Origin of the sequence: Candidatus Pelagibacter communis, from assembly GCF_001180205.1 — a bacterium.
Classification (GTDB): Bacteria; Pseudomonadota; Alphaproteobacteria; order Pelagibacterales; family Pelagibacteraceae; genus Pelagibacter; species Pelagibacter ubique_O.
In genome coordinates, this window is record NZ_CVSU01000025.1 from 1 (window position 1) to 20,453 (window position 20,453).

Consider the following 20,453-nt stretch of genomic DNA (forward strand, 5'->3'; position numbering starts at 1 on the left):
AAAACAGAAGAAGACAAAATTAATAAAAAAAAAAATTTAATATCTAAGGAAGAATTTCAAAAAGAGATAAATAAACTTCGTATTAAACTTAATGAATTTAATACAAATAAAGATTTGATGTCTAATAGTTTTAAAATTATGAAAAGTAAAGAATTAGAAAATCTTTTCAAAGTTATTAATCCTGTTATCCAAAATTATATGAATGAAAATTCTGTACAAATTTTGCTCAATAGCAAAAATATATTTATGGGTAAAAAAGAAATTGATTTAACAAAGCAATTAATAGATGAAATAAATAAACAAGTTAAATAATAATGACAAAATTGAATAAACAACAAATAATCGAGCTTCTGCCTCATAGAGAACCAATGCTACTTATTGATGAGCTTTATGATATTAAAAAACTAACTTCTGCAACAGCAGTTGTTAATGTCAAAAAAGATAGTTTTTTTGTTCAAGGGCATTTTCCAGGTAATCCCGTTATGCCCGGTGTGTTAATAGTCGAGTCTTTTGGTCAAGCAGCAGCAGCACTTACAGCCAATGGTTTAGATAAAGCTACCTATGAAAACAAGTTGGTTTTCTTAATGGGTGTGGAGAAAGCTAGATTTAGAAACCCTGTTATACCTGACTGTGAACTAATTCTCAAAATTGAAGCAATTAGATCTCATGGTAAAGTTTGGAAGTACAAAGGTGAGGCTTTTGTTAATGATAAGAAAATGGCTGATGCAATTTGGTCAGCTACGATTGTAGATAAGAAATAAATAGCAATAAATATTGATAACTTATTTAAAATTGCTTTGGTAAAAGCAACTATGTCTAATCCTTTTTTTAAAAATCATGGTCCATTTAAAATCTCAGAAATTGTAAATTCTTTAAACATAAATATTGATAATTTACACTATAAGAAAGATATCCATGATATTAAAGATCTTGCTTCATCTACTAAAAATGACATAACTTTTTTTCATTCAAAAAAATATAAAGATGTTGCAAAAAAAACTAAAGCTTCATTTTGTTTAACCACAGAAGTTTTAAAAACAGAATTACCTAAAAGTTGTTTACCTTTGGTTGTTGACAATGTTTTAGTTTGCACTTCAAAAATTACATCAATTTTTTATCCAGATTCCATAAATGATATTTTTGATGATACAGTATCCTTAATTGATGATACTAATTTTAAGAATAAAGTTAATTATGGTAAAAATGTTTTAATTGGAAATAATGTTTCTATAGGAAACAATTGTAAAATTGGACACAACACAATTATAGAAAAAAATGTTATCATTGGGGATGATTGTTTTATTGGATCAAATAATGTTATTAGAAATACATTAGTAAAAAATAATGTTAAAATATTAGATAATTGTATAATAGGTAAACACGGTTTTGGTTTTTTTCCTATTAAAAATAAGAATTTAAGATACCCACATATTGGAATAGTTATAGTTGAAGATAATTGTGAAATTGGTTGTGGTTCCACTATCGATAGAGGATCAATGTCAAACACAATAATTGGTAAAAACACATATTTAGACAATCAAATACACATAGCTCATAATGTTAAAATTGGTGAAAATTCAATTATAGCTGGTCAAGTAGGGATAGCTGGAAGTTCCATAATTGGTAATAATGTTAAAATTGGTGGTCAAGCAGGTATATCGGGACATCTTAAAATTGGAAACAATGTTGAAATTGGAGGTGGTTCTGGAGTAATTAGAGATATTCCTGATAACACTAAAGTAATGGGCTATCCAGCAAAAAATATTAGAGAATTTTTAAGAGATAATAAATGATACACAAAACAGCTATAATTGACTCTAATGCTAAAATTTCTAAAGACGTAAGTATCGGCCCTTATACTGTTATTGGTCCAAATGTTGAAATAGGTGAGGAAACAGAAATTAAATCACATGTTAATATTACAGGGAATACTAGAATTGGAAAAAATAATATAATTTATCCATTTGCGTCAATAGGTAATGACCCTCAAGATCTTAAATTTCAAGGTGAAGAAACTAAATTAGAGATTGGTCATAATAATAAAATAAGAGAATATGTTACTATTAACCCTGGAACACGAGGCGGTGGCGGATTAACAAAAGTTGGAAATAATTGTTTGTTTATGGTTTCTGCACATATTGCTCATGATTGCTTTGTTGGAAGCAATGTAATACTAGCCAACAATGTACCACTTGGAGGTCATGCCCACATTGATGATGGTGCTATTATTGGTGGCAATTCAGCAGTTCAACAATTCACAAGAGTAGGTAAATCGGCAATGATTGGAGGCATGTGTGGTGTTGTAAGAGATATAATTCCATATGGCATTGCACATGGAAATAGAAGTATTTTACAAGGATTGAATTTAATAGGTTTAAGAAGAAAAAATATTCCAAATAAAGAAATAATGATTTTAACCGATGCTTATAAAGAAATATTTAAAAATGAAAATTTAACAGAAAATTTAAACAATCTATCAAAAGATTTTAAGAGTAATGAACTAGTAGCAGAAGTTGTTGGATTTATAGAAAAGGATAAAAAAAGACCAATATGTACACCGTTTTCAAAATAAAATGATAGGATTGTTTTTAGGTGATACTGATTTTTCAGAAATAGTTTTAAAAAAAATAAAAACAAAAAAAATTAAATATTTCATAATAGATTTTTCAAAAAGAAATAGATTTAAGAAAGATAAGAATTCATTCAGAATAAGTATTGGAAAATTTGGAACAATTATAAATTTAATTAAACAAAAAAAATGTAAAAAAGTTTTATTTGCAGGTAGGATCGCAAAACCAAATTTTTCATCTTTACGATTAGATTTTAAAGGTATTTATTATATGCCAAGTGTAATCAGAGCCGCTAAGATAGGTGATGCAGCTATAATTAAATCAATTATAGAAATTTTAAGTAATGAAGGAATAAAAGTCATTAGCTCAATATTTTTTAATCCTGAATTATCTTTAAAGAAAGGTTGTTACACGAAACTAAAGCCAAATCATCAAGATTTAATATCAATTAAAAAAGGAAAATTTTTTTTTAATCAAACAAAAAGTTTAGACCACATCCAAGCGCTAGTAGTTAAAGGAGATAAAATTTTAGCTAAAGAAGGTAAAGAGGGAACAAAAAAAATGTTATCAACATTAAAGAAAAAATCAGATGGTATCTTAATTAAATTACCAAAAAAGAAGCAAGATTTGAGAATGGACCTTCCAACAATTGGTTTACAAACCTTTAAGGATGCTAAAAAATGTGGATTACGTGGTGTGGTTTTACAATCTAAAAAGAATATTTTTCTAGATAAACTCAATTGCATTAAATTTGCTAATAAGAACAATATATTTATCAATATTATATGAAAAAAATATTCATACTCACAGGCGAGCCTTCTGGAGACAAGTTAGCTTCAACAGTTATTTCTAAGTTAAAGTCTCAAATTCCTAATATTGAATATTCATCTGTTGGTGGAGATCATTTAAAAAAATTAGGAATTAAAAGTATTTTTAATTTAAATGAAATAACCTATCTGGGTTTTACTAGTATTTTATTAAATATATTTAAAATTAGAAATAAAATTAACCACACTGTTAATGAAATAATAAAATTTAACCCTGATATATTATTTTCTGTTGATAGCCCTGATTTTACTATGCGTGTCGCCGAAAGAGTAAAAAAAATTAATAATAATATTAAAATAATTCATTATGTAGCTCCACAAGTTTGGATATGGCGAAAAAATAGAGTAAAAAAAATTAAAAAATATATCGATCATATTCTTCTATTATTTGACTTTGAAAAAAAATATTTTGAAGAAGAAAATATTAAAAATACTTTCGTTGGACACCCATTAATTGAGAATAATCAAGATAACAAAAAAATTGTTGAAAATATAATTCCTAAAGATAAAAAAATTATATCAATTTTCCCTGGAAGTAGAAAATCTGAAACAGACGTATTATTAAACATTTTAATTGATTTTATAAAGCTAATGAACAATAGACATAATGATTTTTATTTTTACTTTCATGCAACTGATGAAAATAAAAATTTAATTTTGTCGGAAATTAAAAAATTTAATTTTGAGAATGTAGATGTGGTTTCAGATGAAGGTATTAAATCTAAAATTTTATCTAATTCAGTTTTCGCTGTATCTAAGTCTGGTACAGTTTCACTACAAATTTCAAGCTCAAACATACCTTCTATAATAATTTATAAACTCAGTTTTATTAATTTTTTGATATTTAAAATGTTAGTTAACGTTAAATTTGCAAATATAATCAATATTATCAATAATCGTGAAGTCATTCCTGAATTATTACAAAGTGAATGTAATGCTGACGAAATTTATAGATCTGTAATTTATCTTTTAAAAAACCCTAACCTTATCAAAAAACAATTATCTGTTTGTTCAAAAACATTAGATGGAATAAGATCTAAAACATCTTCATCTGAAGAGGCTTGTCTAGTTTTAAGAAATTATCTTATCCAGCCTAATTAACACCTCTTCTTTGCCAAGAGCTATAACTATATCATATAAACCAGGACCAAATTTTGACCCAGTCAAAGCAATCCGTATAGGCTGACCAACTCCCTTAAAATTTGTATCATTTTTTTTAATCAAATTATTTACTACAGGCTCTAAACTCTCCTTATTTATATTTGATATAAGTGATAATTCTTTAATAAATTCTGAAATAATTTTTTTTGCTTTATCATCAATCAATTTGAAATCATCCTTATTGAAGTTAACTTCATCATTGATGATAAACTTTGCATTATTATATATATCTTCTAATGTTTTAGCTTTATTTTTTAAAAAAGATAATGAGGATTTAATTTTTGTTTCTTTATCACTTTTAATTTCTTCTTTATAAATTTTGCAATATTCAAATAGATTTTGATAAAGATCGTTCTCATCGATTGTTTTTATATAGTGCTCATTCAGTGATAATATTCTGCTAATGTCTAGTTTTGATGGTGATTTACCAATACCCTCTAAATTAAAGCACTTAATACTCTCATCCAGAGTAAATATTTCTTTGTCTTGATATGACCATCCAAGTCTAAGTAAATAGTTTCTTAATGCATCAGGCATTATACCTATTTTTGAGTAATCATCCAAAGTCGAGGCATTATCTCTTTTTGACAGTTTTTTACCTTCAATTGTATGAATTAATGGAATGTGCGCAAATTCAGGAACATCCCAACCCATTGCTTGATATATTTGTATTTGTTTAAAAGTATTTATCTTGTGATCATCTCCTCTAATTATATGTGTCATTCTCATTTGATGATCGTCAACGGTTGCAGAAAGATTGTAAGTCGGCGTTCCATCGTTTCTTAAAATTATAAAATCTTCTATTGTATTATTTTCAATTTCAATATCTCCTTGGACTAAATCTTTAAGTTTAGAATTTCCATTTATTTTACTTTTAAATCTAATCACGGGTTTAATATCTTTAGGAACATCTTTTTCATCAGAATCTCTCCATTTTCTATTATAAATATATGGCATCTTTTTTTGCCTAGCTCTTTTTTTTTGTTCCTCTATCTCTTCAGCAGAGCAGTAGCATTTATATGCGTTACCTTTTTTTAATAATTCATTAGCAATTTTAATGTGATCTTCTATTTTTTGTGACTGAATATATTCTTCACCATCATGTTCAATTCCTATCCACTTTAATGATTTAATAATTTGTATTTTATATTCTTCTTTTGATCTTTCTTTGTCAGTATCTTCAATTCTTAGGTGAAAAGTTCCTTTTTGATTTTTAGAGAACAACCAATTAAATAAGGCAGTTCTAACCCCTCCAATATGAAGAGCTCCAGTAGGGGATGGAGCAAAACGTGTTGCTACTTTAGACATCAATGTTGTTTAGACTATTTTTTTAGAAGTTTCTATATAAAGATACTAAAACTCCTTGAACTTTTACTCTATCAGGTCCAAAAATCTTAGTTTCATAGTTTCTATTAGCACTTTCAAGCGCCACAACTTTACCTTTTTTTCGAATTCTTTTTAACATCGCTTCATGCTCATCTATTAATGCAACAACAATTTTACCATTATCAGCAGTATCTGTTCTTTTAATAATAACAGTATCACCTTCATGAATACCTGCATCTATCATGGAGTCACCTTGAACTTTTAATCCAAAGTAATCACCATTTTTTTCTAAATTATTTGGTAGTGGAATTCTAGATACCTCATTTTGTATTGCTTCAACAGGTGTTCCAGCTGCAATTTTTCCAAGCACTGGTACTTCTACTTCATCTGAAACAGTTTGTTCTTCATCTAATCCACCTTTAATCACACTAGGTGAAAAGCTATTATAAATATCATTGGCAGAAGCTGTTTCTGGCAATTTAACTACCTCTAAAGCTCTTGCTTTGTGAGCTAATCTTTTTATAAAACCTCTTTCTTCTAAAGCACTAATCAATCTATGAATACCTGATTTAGATTTTAAATTAAGAGACTGTTTCATCTCTTCATATGAAGGAGATACGCCAGAACTTCTCAACTTTTTGTTGATAAATAAAAGTAGGTTTTTTTGTTTTTTTGTTAGCATAAGAACAAATATCGTACAAACAATGTTCTATAAAAGTTCTTTTAAATTAACAATACTAAAAAAAACTAGTAAAATAGGGCTTTATTTGTCTATAAAACTGAAAATATAGAATTTTTATCTAAGTTTTTCAAAAGTGATTCACCAATTAAAAAAGTGTTAATTGATGTTTTGTTATTAAGCTCTAATAGCTCTTCTTTATTCTTAATTCCACTTTCAGATATTAAAGGACCTTTGTGACTTTTTACAACATCATAAATATCATAAGTTGTATTTATATCAGTTTTAAGTGTTTTTAAATTTCTATTGTTTATTCCAATTAATGCATCTTTAAAATTTAATGCTTTTTTAGCTTCTTCCACCGTATGAACTTCAACTATAACCGACATATTGTATTTCGTAGCTTCATCATATAATTCAGAAGCAAGATCATCTGAAACCCCAGCTAAAATAATTAAAATAGCATCAGCGCCATAACTTTTTGCCAAAGGTATTTGAAATTTATCGATAAAAAAATCCTTACACAATATAGGTAAATTTATTTTATCTTTTATTTTTCTTATGTGAATTAAATTTCCTAAAAAATAATCTTCTTCTGTTAAAACTGAAAGACAAGTTGCCTTATTATTTAAATAAATCTGAGCAATATCTACAGGATTATAATCGTCAATTATTATACCCGCTGAAGGACTTGCTTTTTTAATTTCAGCAATAATTGAAGTTTTATTATTTTTTATATTATTTTCTATTTTCTCTTTAAAATTAATAAAGCTGTTGTTTTTATTAATTAATTCATCCAAAATTTTAAGATCTAGAGATTTTTTTAATTTATCAACTTTTTCAATTTTCTTTTGAATGATATTTTGAAGTATATTTTCAGACATTTTGAATTTTTTCTAGATGTAAAAAAGTTTTTCCAGAAAGGATAAATTCTCTTGTGTAATTATATGCTTCAGAAAAGTCTGAAAATTTTTCTCCAACAATTAAACCTGCTGCAGCATTTAAACAAACTGCTTTTGAAAAGTCATTATCTTTACCTTTAAAAATTTCAATCATCTTATCAGCATTAAATTTTGCATCATCACCCACTAGATTTTGAAAATTATCTGCATTAACCCCTAAAGCATTTGGATCTATTTTTATTTCAGATATTTGACCATCTTTTAATTGAATAACATTAGTGATTGTATATGGAGATATTTCATCTAATCCATCCTCGCTATTTACTATCCAAGCAAATTTTAAATTTAAATTTTTAAGTCCTTCAGCAAAAATTTTTAATAATTTTTTATCAAAAACTCCTACAACTTGTCTCTCTGCAAGTGCTGGATTACTTAATGGACCAATCATATTAAAAATGGTTCTTTTTCCAATTTTTTTTCTTACGGGTCCTACAAATCTCATCGCACTATGATAATTTGGTGCAAACATAAAACCAAAATTGTTGGTATTAATTTCTTTTTCTATATCCTCAGGTTCTAAATCAATTTTAATTTTAAGAGCTTCTAAAACATCACCGGACCCACATTTCGAGGAAACAGCTTTATTACCATGCTTAGCAACTTTTGTACCCATACTAGCTAAAAGTAGGGCAGAAGCAGTTGAAATATTGAGGGTATTCATACCATCACCGCCAGTACCACAAGTATCAATACAATCACTTACATTTACTCGTTTTGATTTTTCTCTAAGAACAAAAACTCCACCTGCTATTTCATCTGAAACTTCACCTTTTTCAGATAGTAAAGTTAAAAAGTCAAAAATTTCATCATCACTGGCTTTTCCTGTCATTAATATTTCAAAAGCAGTTTTACTTTCTTTAAAAGTTAAATTTTGTTTATTTTTAAGTTTTTCTAAAATTTGATCCATAAATTTAATTATTAATAAAGTTTTTAAGAATTTTCATTCCAAACTTAGTTTTAATACTTTCAGGATGGAATTGTACACCATGAATATTAAATTTTTTATGTTGAACACCCATTATAATTCCATCTTCAGTCTCTGCTGTAATCTCTAGCTCTTTTGATAAGGTTTTTTTATCAATTACCAAACTATGGTATCTAGTAGCTTCAAATCTATTTGGGAGGTTTTTTAAAATACCAATTTTTTTAGATTTTATTTTGCTTGTTTTACCGTGCATTAACTTTCTTGCTTGGACAATTTTTGATCCAAAAACTTGTCCGATTATCTGATGACCCAAACATACTCCCAAAAAAGGCAATTCTTTGTATAATGATTTCAATATTTTAATACAATTACCAGATTGATTTGGGTTGCCTGGTCCTGGTGAAATAACAATTTTATCATATTTCTTTTTAATGATTTCTTTAGAATTAATTTTATCATTTCTAACTACGTCAACATTAACATTTAATGAGGAGATGTAGTGATACAAATTAAAAGTAAAACTATCGTAATTATCTATTAATAATACTTTCATTATTTTAAAGCATTAATTAAAGCTTTCGCTTTATTAACTGTTTCCTCGTATTCATTTTTGGGTTTACTATCTGCAACTATACCTGCACCTGCTTGTACATAAAATTTTTTATTTTTAGCAACTGCGGTTCTTAAGGCTATACATGTATCAAATTCTCCATTTGCAGCGAAATATCCAATTCCACCTGCATAAACTTTTCTTTTTGTTTTTTCTAATTCATCTATAATTTCCATAGCTCTAATCTTTGGAGCTCCAGAAACAGTACCTGCTGGAAAACCAGCTAAGAGCGATTTAAATTTTGAAAATTTTTTATTATATTCCCCAACTACATTTGAGACTATATGCATTACATGAGAATATCTCTCAATAATGAAGTTTTCTGTAACTCTTACCGAATTTATCTTTGAGACTTTACCAGCATCATTTCTGCCCAAATCAAGTAACATCAAATGCTCTGAAAGTTCTTTTTTATCTTTAAGAAGATCTTTTTCATAAAACAGATCTTCTTTTTTAGTTTTACCCCTTGGTCTGGTTCCTGCAATTGGTCTTACAGTAATTTTATTATCCCTAAGTCTCACAAGTATTTCAGGACTTGCGCCAATTATTTGAAAATCATCAAAATTGAAGAAAAACATAAAAGGAGAAGGGTTTGTTACTCTTAGTTTTTTATAAATATCTAATGGTTTCTTTGTTAATTTTGCCTCAAATCTTTGGCTTAAAACAACCTGAAAAATATCTCCTAATTTAATATATTTTTTTGCCTTATTAACCATTGATAAAAATTTATTTTTTGAAGTGTTAGATTTCACTTTTATATTTTTTGATTTTTGAATTATTTTTTTATCAATATTTTTGATTGATGACTGAATGAGTAATTTAAACAAATCAGATTTAATTTCTTCAAATTTATTTTTATAGTTTTTAATTTTTTCATCTTTAAAAATATTAGATATGTAAAAAATTTCTTTTTTTAAATTATCATGAATGACTAAAGTTCTTGGACGAAGAAGCCTTACATCTGGCAAATTAAGATCGTTTTTACAATTATTTGGAATTTTTTCTATGTATCTAATTGAGTCATAAGAAAAATACCCAGAGATTAATGAGCAAATGTTAGGTAAATTTTTGGGAGTTTCAAACTTGAAATCTTCAATTATTTTTTCAATTAATTTATCTGGTTTATCATTTAATTTTCTTTTTTTATTTCTTCGAATTAGATAAGAATTATTATTATTAAATTCCCAAATTTTATCAGGATTTTTACCAAATATCGTATATCTACCTTTGATTTTACCTTTTTCTACAGACTCAAATATAAAGCTGTTTTTTTCCTCTAGGAAATTATCAATTAAATTTAATACTTCCTCATCATTTTTTACTTTCTTTTTAGTAAAGATGATTTGATTTTTTTTGCTTCTATGTCGAAACTTAAAATCTTTGAAGCTTCGATTAATAATCATTTGAAATAATTTTTAACTCTATCAATAGTTTTTTGATTTAATTGAACTTGATATTTATCATTAAGTAATTGATCATACGATTGTAAGATACTTTTTCTATTATTTGTATTTTGGCTATTTACAAATTTAAGATATTTTTCATCGGTTTTGTTAAATGAATTTTTATTTGTTCTAGTAATTTTTACTAAATAAATTTTATCTTCTTTGTTTACTAGTGCAAAAGAGTTTACAGGTAACGCATAAAGCATTTTTACTGAATTAATATCAATGAGGTTGTCGTCTTCTATAGAATTAATAGAAGAATATTCCTTGTTTGATCCTGCTAGTTCTTCAAATCTTGAATTATCGAATTTCTTTTTTTGAATTTCTTCAATAATTTCTTTATTGTAATCAAATTTACCTTTTTGATAAATAAACTCAACTATTTCTTCTTTAATGATTTCATCATTTAAATCTGGGGCTCGATCATATTGATTACTAATATTATAAAGTAAAAAGTTGTCACCACTTTCTATCAAGTCTATTTTTGATGCTTTCTTAGAATAAATAAGATCTTCATTAATTTGTTTATTAGAGCTAGGTGCAAACTCATTTACTTCAATAATTTCAACATCTATATCTTCTAATATATTTTCAAATGTAATCCCTTGAGAAATTTTGTTCTCAACTGAATCAATTTCATCAAAAAATTCTTGATTGAATTCTTCAATTCCAATTAGATTTTTTGGATTTAAAATTGTATACTTAAAATCTATATATTCTTTTTTTAATTGATCTTTATTTTCATCAATAAATGCTTCAATTTCATTTGTTGTGTAATCATTTTTTGTTTTATACAGATTTTCCATATCAAAATACTCAATATCCAAAGATTTATTATTTTCTTCAAACTTTTTTTCTATCAAAAAATTTGGTGTTATTGTTCCAGCACCAATAAAATCAAATAAATGTTTCTGTAATTCTCTATTTTTTAATTGCAATTCAAACATTGCAGCTGACAAGTTGTTGGAGAGTAAAAATTTTTCATATTTAATTCTTTGAAAAGTACCGTTTTCATCATGGAAATTTTTATTTTCTTTAATGTTTTTAAGTATGGTTCTCTCATTAATTGAAAGATCAAAGTCTTTAATTTCTAAATCAATCAATGTAGTTGAAATTAATCCTGATAACAATTCCTCAATAATATTGTTATCTAAATTATCTCGAATAGCTTCTTGTGAAATTCCACTTTGATTCACATAGTCAATAAAATCTTGGGTTGTTACATTTGTTTTATTTATTTTTGCAATATTGTTTTGATTGTTTGTACTAAACCCACCGCCAAAACCACCAAAACCAAAAGCGATGATGATTATGACAATTAACACCAATCCACCAAGTTGTTTCCAGCCTAAGTTTTTTAATTTCTCAATCATAGCGTTATAAATTTATTGATCTGTAAAAAACAAATCTATAGATTAAAAAGTCAATTATGACAAATAAATATATGTATTTTGTAGCTAATTGGAAAATGTTTGGTGATTTAAGAACTCTAAATTCGCTTGATAAAGTAATAAAGTTTTCAAAAAATAATAAAAAAAATAAGTTTAAAATAGTTTATTGCCCACCAAATACATTAATTCGTCCATTATCGAGAAGACTTAAAAAAACAAAAATAGAGGTTGGTGCCCAAAACTGTCATCACAGCTATGACTACGGTGCGCACACTGGCCAAGTAAATTCTACTATGCTTAAAAATGTTGGAGCAAAGTATGTTATTTTGGGACACTCAGAAAATAGACAACTAGGTGAGAAAGATAATTTAATTAATTTAAAAATAAAAAGTTCAATTAAAACAGGTCTCAAAATTATACTTTGTATTGGCGAAACCCTGAAAGAAAGAAGACAAAATAAAACTAATCAAATTTTAAAAAGACAAATTGAAAAAGGATTAAAATCCATAAAGAATAAATCCAAAATTATTATAGCCTATGAACCGGTATGGTCTATTGGCAAAGGTGTAATTCCAAAAGAAGCTGATTTAAACAAAGCTATTTCATTTATTAAAAGTAGATTTGTAAAAAAATATCCTAAAATTCTATATGGTGGATCTGTAAATGCTAATAACTTAAGTGTATTAAAAAAAATTCCCAACATTGACGGTTTTTTGATTGGAGGCGCATCGCAAAACCCAAAAAAATTTATTGATATAATCAAAAAAACCATTAATTAGACCCACATGGAAACTTTATTATTAGTAATCAACATCATACTTGCAGTTATTCTAGTTCTTTTAGTTTTATTCCAAAAATCAGAAGGAGGTGCTCTTGGTATTGGAGTTTCTCAAGAAAATTTTATGCTCTCTAGATCAGCAGGCAGTTTTATGACAAAAGCCACTGCAATCGTGGCAACACTTTTTATTATTTGCAGTCTAGCTCTAACAATAATTTCAAGAGCAGAACTTACTCCTACGGGGTCTGTATTGGATACAGTTGAGGAAAAAACTGAAGACACGCCTTCAATTCCAGAAAATAATTAATTAATCCTTTTCAATTCATTTTTTATTCGCTATAAGATACTTCCATGGCGCGATATATATTTGTCACTGGCGGCGTGGTTTCCTCTCTTGGTAAAGGTCTATCTTCTGCATCACTTGCTTATTTATTACAATCAAGAGGTTACAAAGTTCGTTTAAGAAAATTAGACCCATATTTAAATGTCGATCCAGGAACAATGAGTCCGTTTCAACATGGTGAAGTTTTTGTAACAGACGATGGAGCTGAAACAGATTTAGATTTAGGTCACTATGAAAGATTTTCTGGCGTTACTGCAAAGAAAACTGATAACATTACAACTGGAAAAATTTATAGTGATGTTCTTAGAAAAGAGAGAAAAGGTCAGTATTTAGGTAAGACAGTTCAAGTTATTCCTCATATCACAGATAGAATTAAAGAATTTATAAAACACGATACTCACAAAGAAGATTTTGTCATTTGTGAAATAGGAGGAATAGTAGGTGATATAGAAAGTTTACCATTTGTAGAAGCTATAAGACAATTTTCCAATGATATTGGCAAAAAAAATGCATTATTTATTCATTTAACTTTAGTTCCTTATTTAAAAGCATCGGATGAAATAAAAACAAAACCAACCCAACATTCAGTTAAAGAATTAAGAAGCATTGGTATTCAACCTGATATAATTATTTGTAGATCAGAAAGACCTATTCCTTTAGACCATAGAAAAAAAATATCTTTGTTTTGTAATGTTGATATCAAAAATGTAATTGAAACTGTTGATGTTAAAACTATTTATGAGGCTCCGATTAGTTTTTTTAATCAAAAATTAGATATTCAAGTTTTAAATTATTTTAAATTAAAATCAAAAAAACCCGCAAATCTGAATCCTTGGAAAAAAATAACTCAAATTACTCTTAATACTAAAAGACATGTTAACATCGCAATTATTGGTAAATACGTTGAATTAAAAGATGCTTATAAATCTTTAGATGAAGCACTTACTCATGGAGGAATATCCAATAATCTTAAAGTTAATTTGGTTAGAATAGATTCTGAAAAATTAAAAGTTTCAGAGATTAAAAATAAACTTAAAAATGTTTCAGGAATTCTAATTCCAGGTGGTTTTGGCAAAAGGGGAACTGAGGGTAAAATTGAAGCAATAAGGTATGCAAGAATAAATAAAATTCCATTCCTTGGAATTTGTTATGGAATGCAAATGGCAATAATTGAATTTGCTAGAAATCAATTAAAGATTAAAAAAGCAACTTCTTCTGAGTTTGATAAAGGCGGTGTTCAAATTATCGGCTTGATGCATGAATGGGAGAAGAGTGGTAGAAAAGTTAAAGGAACAGATAAAGACTTAGGAGGCACCATGAGACTTGGTTCTTATGATGCAATTTTAAAAGATAAATCTAAAATTAGAGATATTTATAAGTCCAGATTAATCAAAGAGAGACATAGACATAGATATGAAGTGGATATTTCATATAAAGAAAAGTTTGAGAAGAAAGGGTTAATATTTTCAGGTTTATCTCCAGATCATAAGCTTCCAGAGATAATAGAACTTAAAAATCATCCTTGGTTTATAGGAGTTCAGTTCCATCCTGAATTTAAATCTAGACCTTTGAACCCGCATCCTTTATTCTCTTCTTTTATCAAAGCAGCAAAAAATCAAAAATGAGTGCGATTAAAGTAAATTGTGAAAATATAGAAATTTCAAACAACAATAAGATTTGCATTATTGCAGGTCCATGTCAGTTAGAGACAGAACAACATGCACTCGATATGGCTGGAAAAATTAAGGAAATTACTTCGAAATTTGGCCTTGGATTTATTTACAAAACCTCATTTGATAAAGCAAACAGAACAAGTTTAAAAGGTAAAAGGGGAGCAGGATTAGATGCATCACTTCCCGTATTTGATAAAATTAAAAAGGAGTTGAATGTCCCTATTTTAACAGACATTCATAATGCTGAACAATGCGAAATTGTTTCAAAACATGTTGATGTTTTACAAATACCAGCTTTTTTATGTCGACAAACAGACTTATTAATTGCTGCAGCTAAAACAAATAAAATTATTAATGTAAAAAAAGGTCAGTTCTTAGCACCGTGGGATATGGAGAATGTTACAAAGAAAATTTCAGAGTCTGGAAATGAAAAAATATTAGTAACTGAAAGAGGTGCAAGTTTTGGATACAACACTTTAGTTTCTGACATGAGGTCATTACCTATAATGGCAAAAAATGGTTATCCAGTAATTTTTGATGCAACACATTCAGTTCAACAGCCGGGTGGACAAGGAGATTCTTCTGGTGGTCAAAGAGAATTTGTAGAATATTTAGCAAGAGCAGCAGTAGCTGTTGGAGTTGCTGGTGTATTTATTGAAACGCATCAAGATCCTGACAATGCACCTTCCGATGGACCAAACATGGTAGCATTGAATAAATTAGAGAATCTATTAAAACAATTACACGATATAGATAATCTAATAAAAAAATAGTGAGTAAAATTTTAAAAGTAAAAGCACGTCAAATTTTTGACAGCAGAGGAAATCCAACAGTAGAGGCTGAGGTTTATATTAAAAATAATAGCGCATCCGCTATCTGCCCTTCAGGTGCTTCCACAGGAACTTTCGAAGCTTTTGAAAAAAGAGATAAAAATAATAAACGTTATTTAGGAAAAAGTGTTTTAAATGCAGTTAACTTAGTTAATACAAAGATTTCAAAAAAATTAAAAGGGCAAAGTATCCATAATCAAGAAAGAGTTGATGCTTTGTTAATTAACTTGGATGGTACAAGACAAAAAACAAACTTAGGAGCTAATGCGATGTTAGCTGTTTCTATGGCTGTAAAAAAATTGTCTGCAAAAGCAAAAAAATTACCTTTGTATAAAACATTTTTTCAAAAAAATAACTTTCAATTACCTTATCCATTAATGAACATTATTAATGGTGGAGCACATGCAAATAATGGTCTTAGAATTCAAGAGTTTATGATTAGACCTGATCGAGCAAAAAACTTTTCTGAGGCTATGAGAATTTGTTTTGTAGTCATTAAAAACTTGAGTAAATTAATTAAAGATAAAGGTCTATCAACCTCTGTAGGTGATGAAGGTGGGTTTGCACCCATGATCAGTAGTAATAATCAAGCACTAGATTTGATTGTAACTGCAATAAGAAAATCAGGATTTATTAACGGTAAAGATGTTTCTATTTGTCTAGATGTGGCAGCTAATGAATTATATAAAAAGAAAAAATACTCTATTCATTCAAAAAGTTACATTTCAGTAGATAAATCCATTAAAGAATATCAAAAAATTATTAAAAAATATAATATCAAGTCTATTGAGGATCCATTTGCTGAAAATGATTGGTTGGCATGGAACAAATTAATGAAATCAATAAAAAAAGTTCAGATCGTAGGAGATGACTTGTATGTAACAAATCTTGAAAGATTAAAGAAAGGTTTCCTAAATATTTCCTCTAATTCTATCTTAATTAAGCTAAATCAAATTGGTACCGTCTCAGAAACCTTAGATGTAATTAAATTTGCTCAAACCATTGGATATAAAACAATTATATCTCACCGATCAGGCGATAGTGAAGATACTTTTATTGCTGATTTAGCGGTGGGCACTAATTCAAATCAAATTAAAACTGGATCTTTAGCTAGATCTGAAAGGGTCGCAAAATATAATCAATTAATTCGTATTGAAGAAGAACTTGGAAAAAAAGCGAGGATGAATAAGATCAATTAATGCTTAGATTAATAAAAAAAAATTATTTTTTATTAATATCTATTTTTCTTATTTTCTATTTCGGTTTTAATTTAGTATCTGGGGAAAGAGGTCTTTTTTCTTATATAGAAAAAAAAGAGGTTTTGTCTAACTTGAAAAAAGAAGAATTGTCCTTAACTAGTAAAATAGAAGATATGGATCATAAAAATTCACTTTTAAGCACTAATTTAGATCTTGATTATATAGAGATTTTAATTAGAGAAAGATTCTTATTTGGAAAAAAGAATGAAACAATTTATATAATAAAAAAAAATGACAACTAAAATTAGACATCCTGAAAAAGTTAATAAACCCATTAATCCAATTAAAAAAAAACCAGATTGGATAAGATCAAAATTATCAAACAGTAGAGAGTTTTTTTTAACTAAAACAGTAGTAAATCAAAATAACTTAGTCACAGTATGTCAGGAAGCTAATTGTCCAAATATAACAGAATGTTGGAGTAAGAGACACGCAACATTTATGATTATGGGAGACACATGTACGAGAGCATGTGCTTTTTGTGATGTAAAGACTGGGAAACCTGAAAGCATAGATCCATTCGAGCCTTACAAAATATCAAACGCTGTTAAAAAATTAAATTTAAAACATGTTGTTATCACCTCAGTAGATAGAGATGATCTTGATGACGGTGGATCTAATCATTTTTATGAAGTAATACAAGCTACACGTAAAAAAAATCCAAAAACATCTATTGAAGTTTTAACACCAGACTTTCTTAGAAAAGGTGACGCGTATAAAAAACTTTTAGAGGCTGATTTTGATGTTTTCAATCATAATATAGAGACTGTTCCACGTCTTTATCTTAAAGTAAGACCTGGTGCTAGATATTTTGGATCTTTAGAACTTTTAAAAAATGTTAAAAAATTTAATAAAAAAGTTTTTACAAAATCTGGTTTAATGGTTGGTCTTGGTGAAGATAAGGATGAATTAATTCAGGTAATGGATGATCTAAGATCAGCTGAAGTAGATTTTTTAACTATTGGTCAATATCTACAACCATCCCCAAAACACCATCCTCTAAGTAGATATTACCACCCTGATGAATTTAAAGATTTAGAAAATATTGCTAAAACCAAAGGCTTCTTGTTAGTTTCTTCATCGCCTCTAACCAGATCTTCGTATCATGCTGATGAAGATTTTGCGAAACTTAAAGAAAAAAGATTACAAAACAATTAATGCCAAAAGCATCAGTTACGAGATTAATTGATAATAGAAAAGATAAACTTATAGAGTTCGTTTTAGATATTGAAAAATACCCAGAATTTATTCCTTTCTGTCACAATTCAAAAGTTTATGAGAGAAGTGATAACGGGGATACCATAAATATAATTGCTGACCTTACAATAGGTAAGGGTCCTTTTAAGGATACATTTAAAAGTGACGTTAAATTAGATAAAAAAAATGATCATATTCATGTTGTTAATTTAGGTGGACCATTAAACCATTTAGAAAACAACTGGAAATTTATTGAGATAGGAAATGATACTGAAGGTTATAAAACAGAAGTTTTATTTGATATTGATTTTGAAATTGAAAATAAGTTTTTAAATATTTTAATGAGCAAATCTTTTCAATTTGGCTTGGAAAAGATAGCAGACGCGTTTCAAAAAAGAGCAGAAAGTATTAAATAATTTTACTGATTATCTTAATTACGTTACGAACAGTTAATTTTTGAATTGAATTACGATTTTTTGATTTAAATTTATTTTCTCTAATAAGCAGTGTTTTACCTTTTTTGACCCCAATATAAACAAGGCCAACGGGTTTTTCTTTTGATCCACCTCCTGGTCCAGCAATTCCTGTAATGGAGATGTTGATTTTACTCTTTGAAATTTTAGATAAATTTTGAACCATTGCCTTACAACACTCATGGCTCACTGCACCATATTTTTTTATAATATTTTTATTAACCTTTAATATTTTTATTTTAGCTTGATTAGAGTATGTGGTTAGACCCATTTGAAAATATTTTGACGAATTAGCTAATTTAGTCAAATTATGAGCCAATAATCCACCCGTACAAGACTCAGCTACGGATATATTTAATTTTTTTTTAATTAATTTTTTATGAAGATATTGAATACTCATTAGAATTTTAAACTTATTAAATATATTAATATCATTGAATATAACCCTGCCATTATATCATCCATAATTATTCCAAAATAGTTCTTATGGTTTTTATCAAAGTAACTTACTGGAAAAGGTTTTAGGATGTCAAAAAATCTAAAAAATACAAAAGATAAAATGTAATAAATTTCAATTGAAATACTTATTTGATTAGTTTGATTTAAATATAATAATAAAACTAAAGGCATAGATTGCCCTAAAACTTCATCAATTACTATTTGCCTTGGATCTTTATTTTTAAATTCAGACTCAGAGTCTTTTACAGCATAAAATGAATAAAAAAATAAAATTATAAAAAAAATAATTGAAAATTTAAGATCTGTATAACCTAAGATTTCGTAAGCAATATAAATAAAAACAGTTGTTACAGCAGAGGTTACAGTGCCAGGAATTTTGGTTAAATATCCATAACCAAAGAAAGTGGATAACAAAACATTTATTTTTTTCATTGCGTAATAGAGCAAATAACTTCACAAGCTATTGCTTTTTCCTTTCCAATTAATCCAAGTTTTTCTGCTGTTTTACCTTTAAGATTAATTAATTCTTTATCAATATTTAATAAATTAGATAGAGATTTGATTATTTTATCACGATACTTTGAAACTTTTGGTTGTTCACATATTAAATTTATGTCTAAATTATTTATATAAAAATCATTATTATTTAATATTTCAACAATTGGCTTAAGCATTTTATGGGATCTAATATTTTTATATCTTTTTTGATTATCTGGAAAAAAGGAACCAATATCTTTTTTTCTCATAGCCCCAAGAAGGGAATCGATTATTGAATGAATAATTACATCTCCATCAGAATGTCCTTTAAGTCCTGAGTGATAAGGAATTTTTATACCACCTAAAAAAAGTTTTTTGCCTCTTATTAATCTATGAATATCAAAACCAATACCAAAATAAGTTTTGTTAGTTTTGATATCTTCTTTAAATGTAATTTTATTATTTAAGTTTTCACCTTTTATAAATTTTACTTTTAAATTATTTTCAATAAATAAAGTTGCTTCATCAGTGATTTTATTTTTTTGTTTATTCGAAAGAATATATAAATCTTTAAATTTAAAAGCTTGTGGTGTTTGAGTTAATATTGAATTATTTCTATTTAAATTAAAAAGTTGGTTTTTTACTTTGTATTTAATGGAATCTTTTGAATGTATGAAAGGTACTACAGCTTTATTGTTTTTAAGTGATTTAATCAGATTTCTTAAAAGCTTGATTGTAAAATTTGGTCTAGCAGCATCGTGAATTAGAACATTATTTGGTTTAAATTTCTTTATATATTTTAAAGCTATTAATGAAGAATCAGATCTTTCTTTACCACCTTTTATAATTGATACATTTTTGGGAAATTTATCTTTAATATTTTTTTTATTGTTTACGACCAATATAATTTTTTTAAACAGGTTTGATTTTATTGCTTTTTCTGTAGAATGTTTAAAAAGAGCCTTGTTTTTATAAATATTGAATTGCTTTGGACTTTTTGAATTAAATCTTTTGCTTTGTCCTGATGCTAGTATTATAAAATAATTATTCATTTATATGGTAGTTTTT

At 27.2% G+C, this 20,453-nt stretch carries 23 protein-coding genes and 1 pseudogene; 14 read left to right on the forward strand and 10 right to left on the reverse strand.

Going from position 1 to position 20,453, the window contains the following annotated elements; genetic code table 11:
- The 6 genes and pseudogenes from AMO08_RS01355 to lpxB all read left to right on the forward strand — a co-directional run.
- A pseudogene (locus AMO08_RS01355) lies at window positions 1-312 on the forward strand (hypothetical protein); the annotation flags it as partial.
- A 2-nt stretch (window positions 313-314) separates the two neighbouring features.
- Window positions 315-761: a 3-hydroxyacyl-ACP dehydratase FabZ gene (gene fabZ, locus AMO08_RS01360; RefSeq protein ID WP_075484447.1), complete on the forward strand. Its 447-nt coding sequence runs from the start codon at window positions 315-317 to the stop codon at window positions 759-761.
- Between the two features lie 51 nt (window positions 762-812).
- Entirely contained in the window at window positions 813-1,793 is a 981-nt protein-coding gene (gene lpxD, locus AMO08_RS01365; protein WP_075484449.1) for a UDP-3-O-(3-hydroxymyristoyl)glucosamine N-acyltransferase, read from the forward strand.
- The gene (gene lpxA, locus AMO08_RS01370; RefSeq protein WP_075484451.1) at window positions 1,790-2,572 is read left to right on the forward strand and encodes an acyl-ACP--UDP-N-acetylglucosamine O-acyltransferase; all 783 of its coding nucleotides are present in this window, start codon (window positions 1,790-1,792) and stop codon (window positions 2,570-2,572) included. Before lpxD ends, lpxA begins: the two co-directional genes overlap by 4 nt.
- A 1-nt stretch (window position 2,573) precedes the next feature.
- A complete protein-coding gene (lpxI, locus tag AMO08_RS01375; protein WP_075484453.1) occupies window positions 2,574-3,359 on the forward strand; it encodes a UDP-2,3-diacylglucosamine diphosphatase LpxI domain-containing protein in 786 nt (261 codons plus the stop codon).
- Window positions 3,356-4,498 carry a lipid-A-disaccharide synthase gene (gene lpxB / locus AMO08_RS01380; RefSeq protein WP_075484455.1) on the forward strand — a complete coding sequence of 381 codons (1,143 nt, stop codon included), beginning with the start codon at window positions 3,356-3,358 and terminating at the stop codon, window positions 4,496-4,498. Before lpxI ends, lpxB begins: the two co-directional genes overlap by 4 nt.
- On the opposite strand, the gene gltX is transcribed toward lpxB, so the two are convergent.
- From gltX to AMO08_RS01415, 7 genes are all read right to left on the reverse strand, one after another.
- Complete coding sequence (gltX, locus tag AMO08_RS01385) at window positions 4,469-5,866, reverse strand: glutamate--tRNA ligase (RefSeq protein ID WP_075484457.1); 1,398 nt, start codon at window positions 5,864-5,866, stop codon at window positions 4,469-4,471. The genes lpxB and gltX overlap by 30 nt on opposite strands.
- A gap of 22 nt (window positions 5,867-5,888) precedes the next feature.
- On the reverse strand, window positions 5,889-6,566 hold the full coding sequence (gene lexA, locus AMO08_RS01390) for a transcriptional repressor LexA (protein WP_075484459.1): 678 nt from the start codon (window positions 6,564-6,566) through the stop codon (window positions 5,889-5,891).
- Window positions 6,567-6,655: 89 nt separating this feature from the next.
- On the reverse strand, window positions 6,656-7,447 hold the full coding sequence (locus AMO08_RS01395; protein ID WP_075484461.1) for an indole-3-glycerol phosphate synthase TrpC: 792 nt from the start codon (window positions 7,445-7,447) through the stop codon (window positions 6,656-6,658).
- Entirely contained in the window at window positions 7,440-8,432 is a 993-nt protein-coding gene (gene trpD / locus AMO08_RS01400; RefSeq protein WP_075484463.1) for an anthranilate phosphoribosyltransferase, read from the reverse strand. Before trpD ends, AMO08_RS01395 begins: the two co-directional genes overlap by 8 nt.
- Before the next feature lie 4 nt (window positions 8,433-8,436).
- A complete protein-coding gene (locus AMO08_RS01405; protein WP_075484465.1) occupies window positions 8,437-9,003 on the reverse strand; it encodes an anthranilate synthase component II in 567 nt (188 codons plus the stop codon).
- The gene (gene trpE / locus AMO08_RS01410) at window positions 9,003-10,460 is read right to left on the reverse strand and encodes an anthranilate synthase component I (RefSeq protein WP_082255000.1); all 1,458 of its coding nucleotides are present in this window, start codon (window positions 10,458-10,460) and stop codon (window positions 9,003-9,005) included. Before trpE ends, AMO08_RS01405 begins: the two co-directional genes overlap by 1 nt.
- Complete coding sequence (locus AMO08_RS01415) at window positions 10,460-11,878, reverse strand: SurA N-terminal domain-containing protein (RefSeq protein WP_075484469.1); 1,419 nt, start codon at window positions 11,876-11,878, stop codon at window positions 10,460-10,462. Before AMO08_RS01415 ends, trpE begins: the two co-directional genes overlap by 1 nt.
- Window positions 11,879-11,934: 56 nt before the next feature.
- Here AMO08_RS01415 and tpiA point away from each other — a divergent pair, with 56 nt between their 5' ends.
- From tpiA to AMO08_RS01455, 8 genes are read left to right on the forward strand one after another with little or no spacing between them, the layout of a single operon-like run.
- Window positions 11,935-12,675, forward strand: coding sequence for a triose-phosphate isomerase (gene tpiA / locus AMO08_RS01420; RefSeq protein ID WP_075484471.1), 741 nt, complete (start codon window positions 11,935-11,937; stop codon window positions 12,673-12,675).
- A 6-nt stretch (window positions 12,676-12,681) separates the two neighbouring features.
- Window positions 12,682-12,981, forward strand: a complete 300-nt coding sequence (gene secG, locus AMO08_RS01425) for a preprotein translocase subunit SecG (protein ID WP_075484473.1) — start codon at window positions 12,682-12,684, stop codon at window positions 12,979-12,981.
- A gap of 44 nt (window positions 12,982-13,025) precedes the next feature.
- Window positions 13,026-14,642, forward strand: a complete 1,617-nt coding sequence (locus tag AMO08_RS01430; RefSeq protein ID WP_075484475.1) for a CTP synthase — start codon at window positions 13,026-13,028, stop codon at window positions 14,640-14,642.
- On the forward strand, window positions 14,639-15,463 hold the full coding sequence (kdsA, locus tag AMO08_RS01435; protein ID WP_075484477.1) for a 3-deoxy-8-phosphooctulonate synthase: 825 nt from the start codon (window positions 14,639-14,641) through the stop codon (window positions 15,461-15,463). Before AMO08_RS01430 ends, kdsA begins: the two co-directional genes overlap by 4 nt.
- Entirely contained in the window at window positions 15,463-16,719 is a 1,257-nt protein-coding gene (gene eno, locus AMO08_RS01440) for a phosphopyruvate hydratase (RefSeq protein WP_075484479.1), read from the forward strand. Before kdsA ends, eno begins: the two co-directional genes overlap by 1 nt.
- Window positions 16,719-17,021, forward strand: coding sequence for an FtsB family cell division protein (locus AMO08_RS01445; RefSeq protein WP_075484481.1), 303 nt, complete (start codon window positions 16,719-16,721; stop codon window positions 17,019-17,021). The genes eno and AMO08_RS01445 overlap by 1 nt, the downstream gene beginning before the upstream one ends.
- Window positions 17,011-17,937 carry a lipoyl synthase gene (lipA, locus tag AMO08_RS01450; protein ID WP_075484483.1) on the forward strand — a complete coding sequence of 309 codons (927 nt, stop codon included), beginning with the start codon at window positions 17,011-17,013 and terminating at the stop codon, window positions 17,935-17,937. The genes AMO08_RS01445 and lipA overlap by 11 nt, the downstream gene beginning before the upstream one ends.
- Window positions 17,937-18,392: a type II toxin-antitoxin system RatA family toxin gene (locus AMO08_RS01455; protein ID WP_075484485.1), complete on the forward strand. Its 456-nt coding sequence runs from the start codon at window positions 17,937-17,939 to the stop codon at window positions 18,390-18,392. Before lipA ends, AMO08_RS01455 begins: the two co-directional genes overlap by 1 nt.
- Here the strand turns inward: AMO08_RS01455 and AMO08_RS01460 are convergent.
- From AMO08_RS01460 to ispF, 3 genes are read right to left on the reverse strand one after another with little or no spacing between them, the layout of a single operon-like run.
- Window positions 18,385-18,849 carry a CinA family protein gene (locus AMO08_RS01460; RefSeq protein WP_256997634.1) on the reverse strand — a complete coding sequence of 155 codons (465 nt, stop codon included), beginning with the start codon at window positions 18,847-18,849 and terminating at the stop codon, window positions 18,385-18,387. The two genes, AMO08_RS01455 and AMO08_RS01460, sit on opposite strands and share 8 nt — an antisense overlap.
- Window positions 18,849-19,340, reverse strand: a complete 492-nt coding sequence (locus tag AMO08_RS01465; RefSeq protein WP_075484489.1) for a phosphatidylglycerophosphatase A family protein — start codon at window positions 19,338-19,340, stop codon at window positions 18,849-18,851. Before AMO08_RS01465 ends, AMO08_RS01460 begins: the two co-directional genes overlap by 1 nt.
- Complete coding sequence (gene ispF, locus AMO08_RS01470; protein WP_075484491.1) at window positions 19,337-20,437, reverse strand: 2-C-methyl-D-erythritol 2,4-cyclodiphosphate synthase; 1,101 nt, start codon at window positions 20,435-20,437, stop codon at window positions 19,337-19,339. Before ispF ends, AMO08_RS01465 begins: the two co-directional genes overlap by 4 nt.
- Window positions 20,438-20,453: the final 16 nt, after the last annotated feature.

What these genes read in the sequence shown, in the direction of transcription:
- fabZ (WP_075484447.1), top strand. Translation starts at nt 315, where the DNA reads ATGACAAAATTGAATAAACAACAAATAATCGAGCTTCTGCCTCATAGA.
- lpxD (WP_075484449.1), top strand. Translation starts at nt 813, where the DNA reads ATGTCTAATCCTTTTTTTAAAAATCATGGTCCATTTAAAATCTCAGAA.
- lpxA (WP_075484451.1), top strand. Translation starts at nt 1,790, where the DNA reads ATGATACACAAAACAGCTATAATTGACTCTAATGCTAAAATTTCTAAA.
- lpxI (WP_075484453.1), top strand. Translation starts at nt 2,574, where the DNA reads ATGATAGGATTGTTTTTAGGTGATACTGATTTTTCAGAAATAGTTTTA.
- lpxB (WP_075484455.1), top strand. Translation starts at nt 3,356, where the DNA reads ATGAAAAAAATATTCATACTCACAGGCGAGCCTTCTGGAGACAAGTTA.
- gltX (WP_075484457.1), bottom strand. Translation starts at nt 5,866, where the DNA reads ATGTCTAAAGTAGCAACACGTTTTGCTCCATCCCCTACTGGAGCTCTT.
- lexA (WP_075484459.1), bottom strand. Translation starts at nt 6,566, where the DNA reads ATGCTAACAAAAAAACAAAAAAACCTACTTTTATTTATCAACAAAAAG.
- AMO08_RS01395 (WP_075484461.1), bottom strand. Translation starts at nt 7,447, where the DNA reads ATGTCTGAAAATATACTTCAAAATATCATTCAAAAGAAAATTGAAAAA.
- trpD (WP_075484463.1), bottom strand. Translation starts at nt 8,432, where the DNA reads ATGGATCAAATTTTAGAAAAACTTAAAAATAAACAAAATTTAACTTTT.
- AMO08_RS01405 (WP_075484465.1), bottom strand. Translation starts at nt 9,003, where the DNA reads ATGAAAGTATTATTAATAGATAATTACGATAGTTTTACTTTTAATTTG.
- AMO08_RS01415 (WP_075484469.1), bottom strand. Translation starts at nt 11,878, where the DNA reads ATGATTGAGAAATTAAAAAACTTAGGCTGGAAACAACTTGGTGGATTG.
- tpiA (WP_075484471.1), top strand. Translation starts at nt 11,935, where the DNA reads ATGACAAATAAATATATGTATTTTGTAGCTAATTGGAAAATGTTTGGT.
- secG (WP_075484473.1), top strand. Translation starts at nt 12,682, where the DNA reads ATGGAAACTTTATTATTAGTAATCAACATCATACTTGCAGTTATTCTA.
- AMO08_RS01430 (WP_075484475.1), top strand. Translation starts at nt 13,026, where the DNA reads ATGGCGCGATATATATTTGTCACTGGCGGCGTGGTTTCCTCTCTTGGT.
- kdsA (WP_075484477.1), top strand. Translation starts at nt 14,639, where the DNA reads ATGAGTGCGATTAAAGTAAATTGTGAAAATATAGAAATTTCAAACAAC.
- AMO08_RS01445 (WP_075484481.1), top strand. Translation starts at nt 16,719, where the DNA reads ATGCTTAGATTAATAAAAAAAAATTATTTTTTATTAATATCTATTTTT.
- lipA (WP_075484483.1), top strand. Translation starts at nt 17,011, where the DNA reads ATGACAACTAAAATTAGACATCCTGAAAAAGTTAATAAACCCATTAAT.
- AMO08_RS01455 (WP_075484485.1), top strand. Translation starts at nt 17,937, where the DNA reads ATGCCAAAAGCATCAGTTACGAGATTAATTGATAATAGAAAAGATAAA.
- AMO08_RS01460 (WP_256997634.1), bottom strand. Translation starts at nt 18,849, where the DNA reads ATGAGTATTCAATATCTTCATAAAAAATTAATTAAAAAAAAATTAAAT.
- AMO08_RS01465 (WP_075484489.1), bottom strand. Translation starts at nt 19,340, where the DNA reads ATGAAAAAAATAAATGTTTTGTTATCCACTTTCTTTGGTTATGGATAT.
- ispF (WP_075484491.1), bottom strand. Translation starts at nt 20,437, where the DNA reads ATGAATAATTATTTTATAATACTAGCATCAGGACAAAGCAAAAGATTT.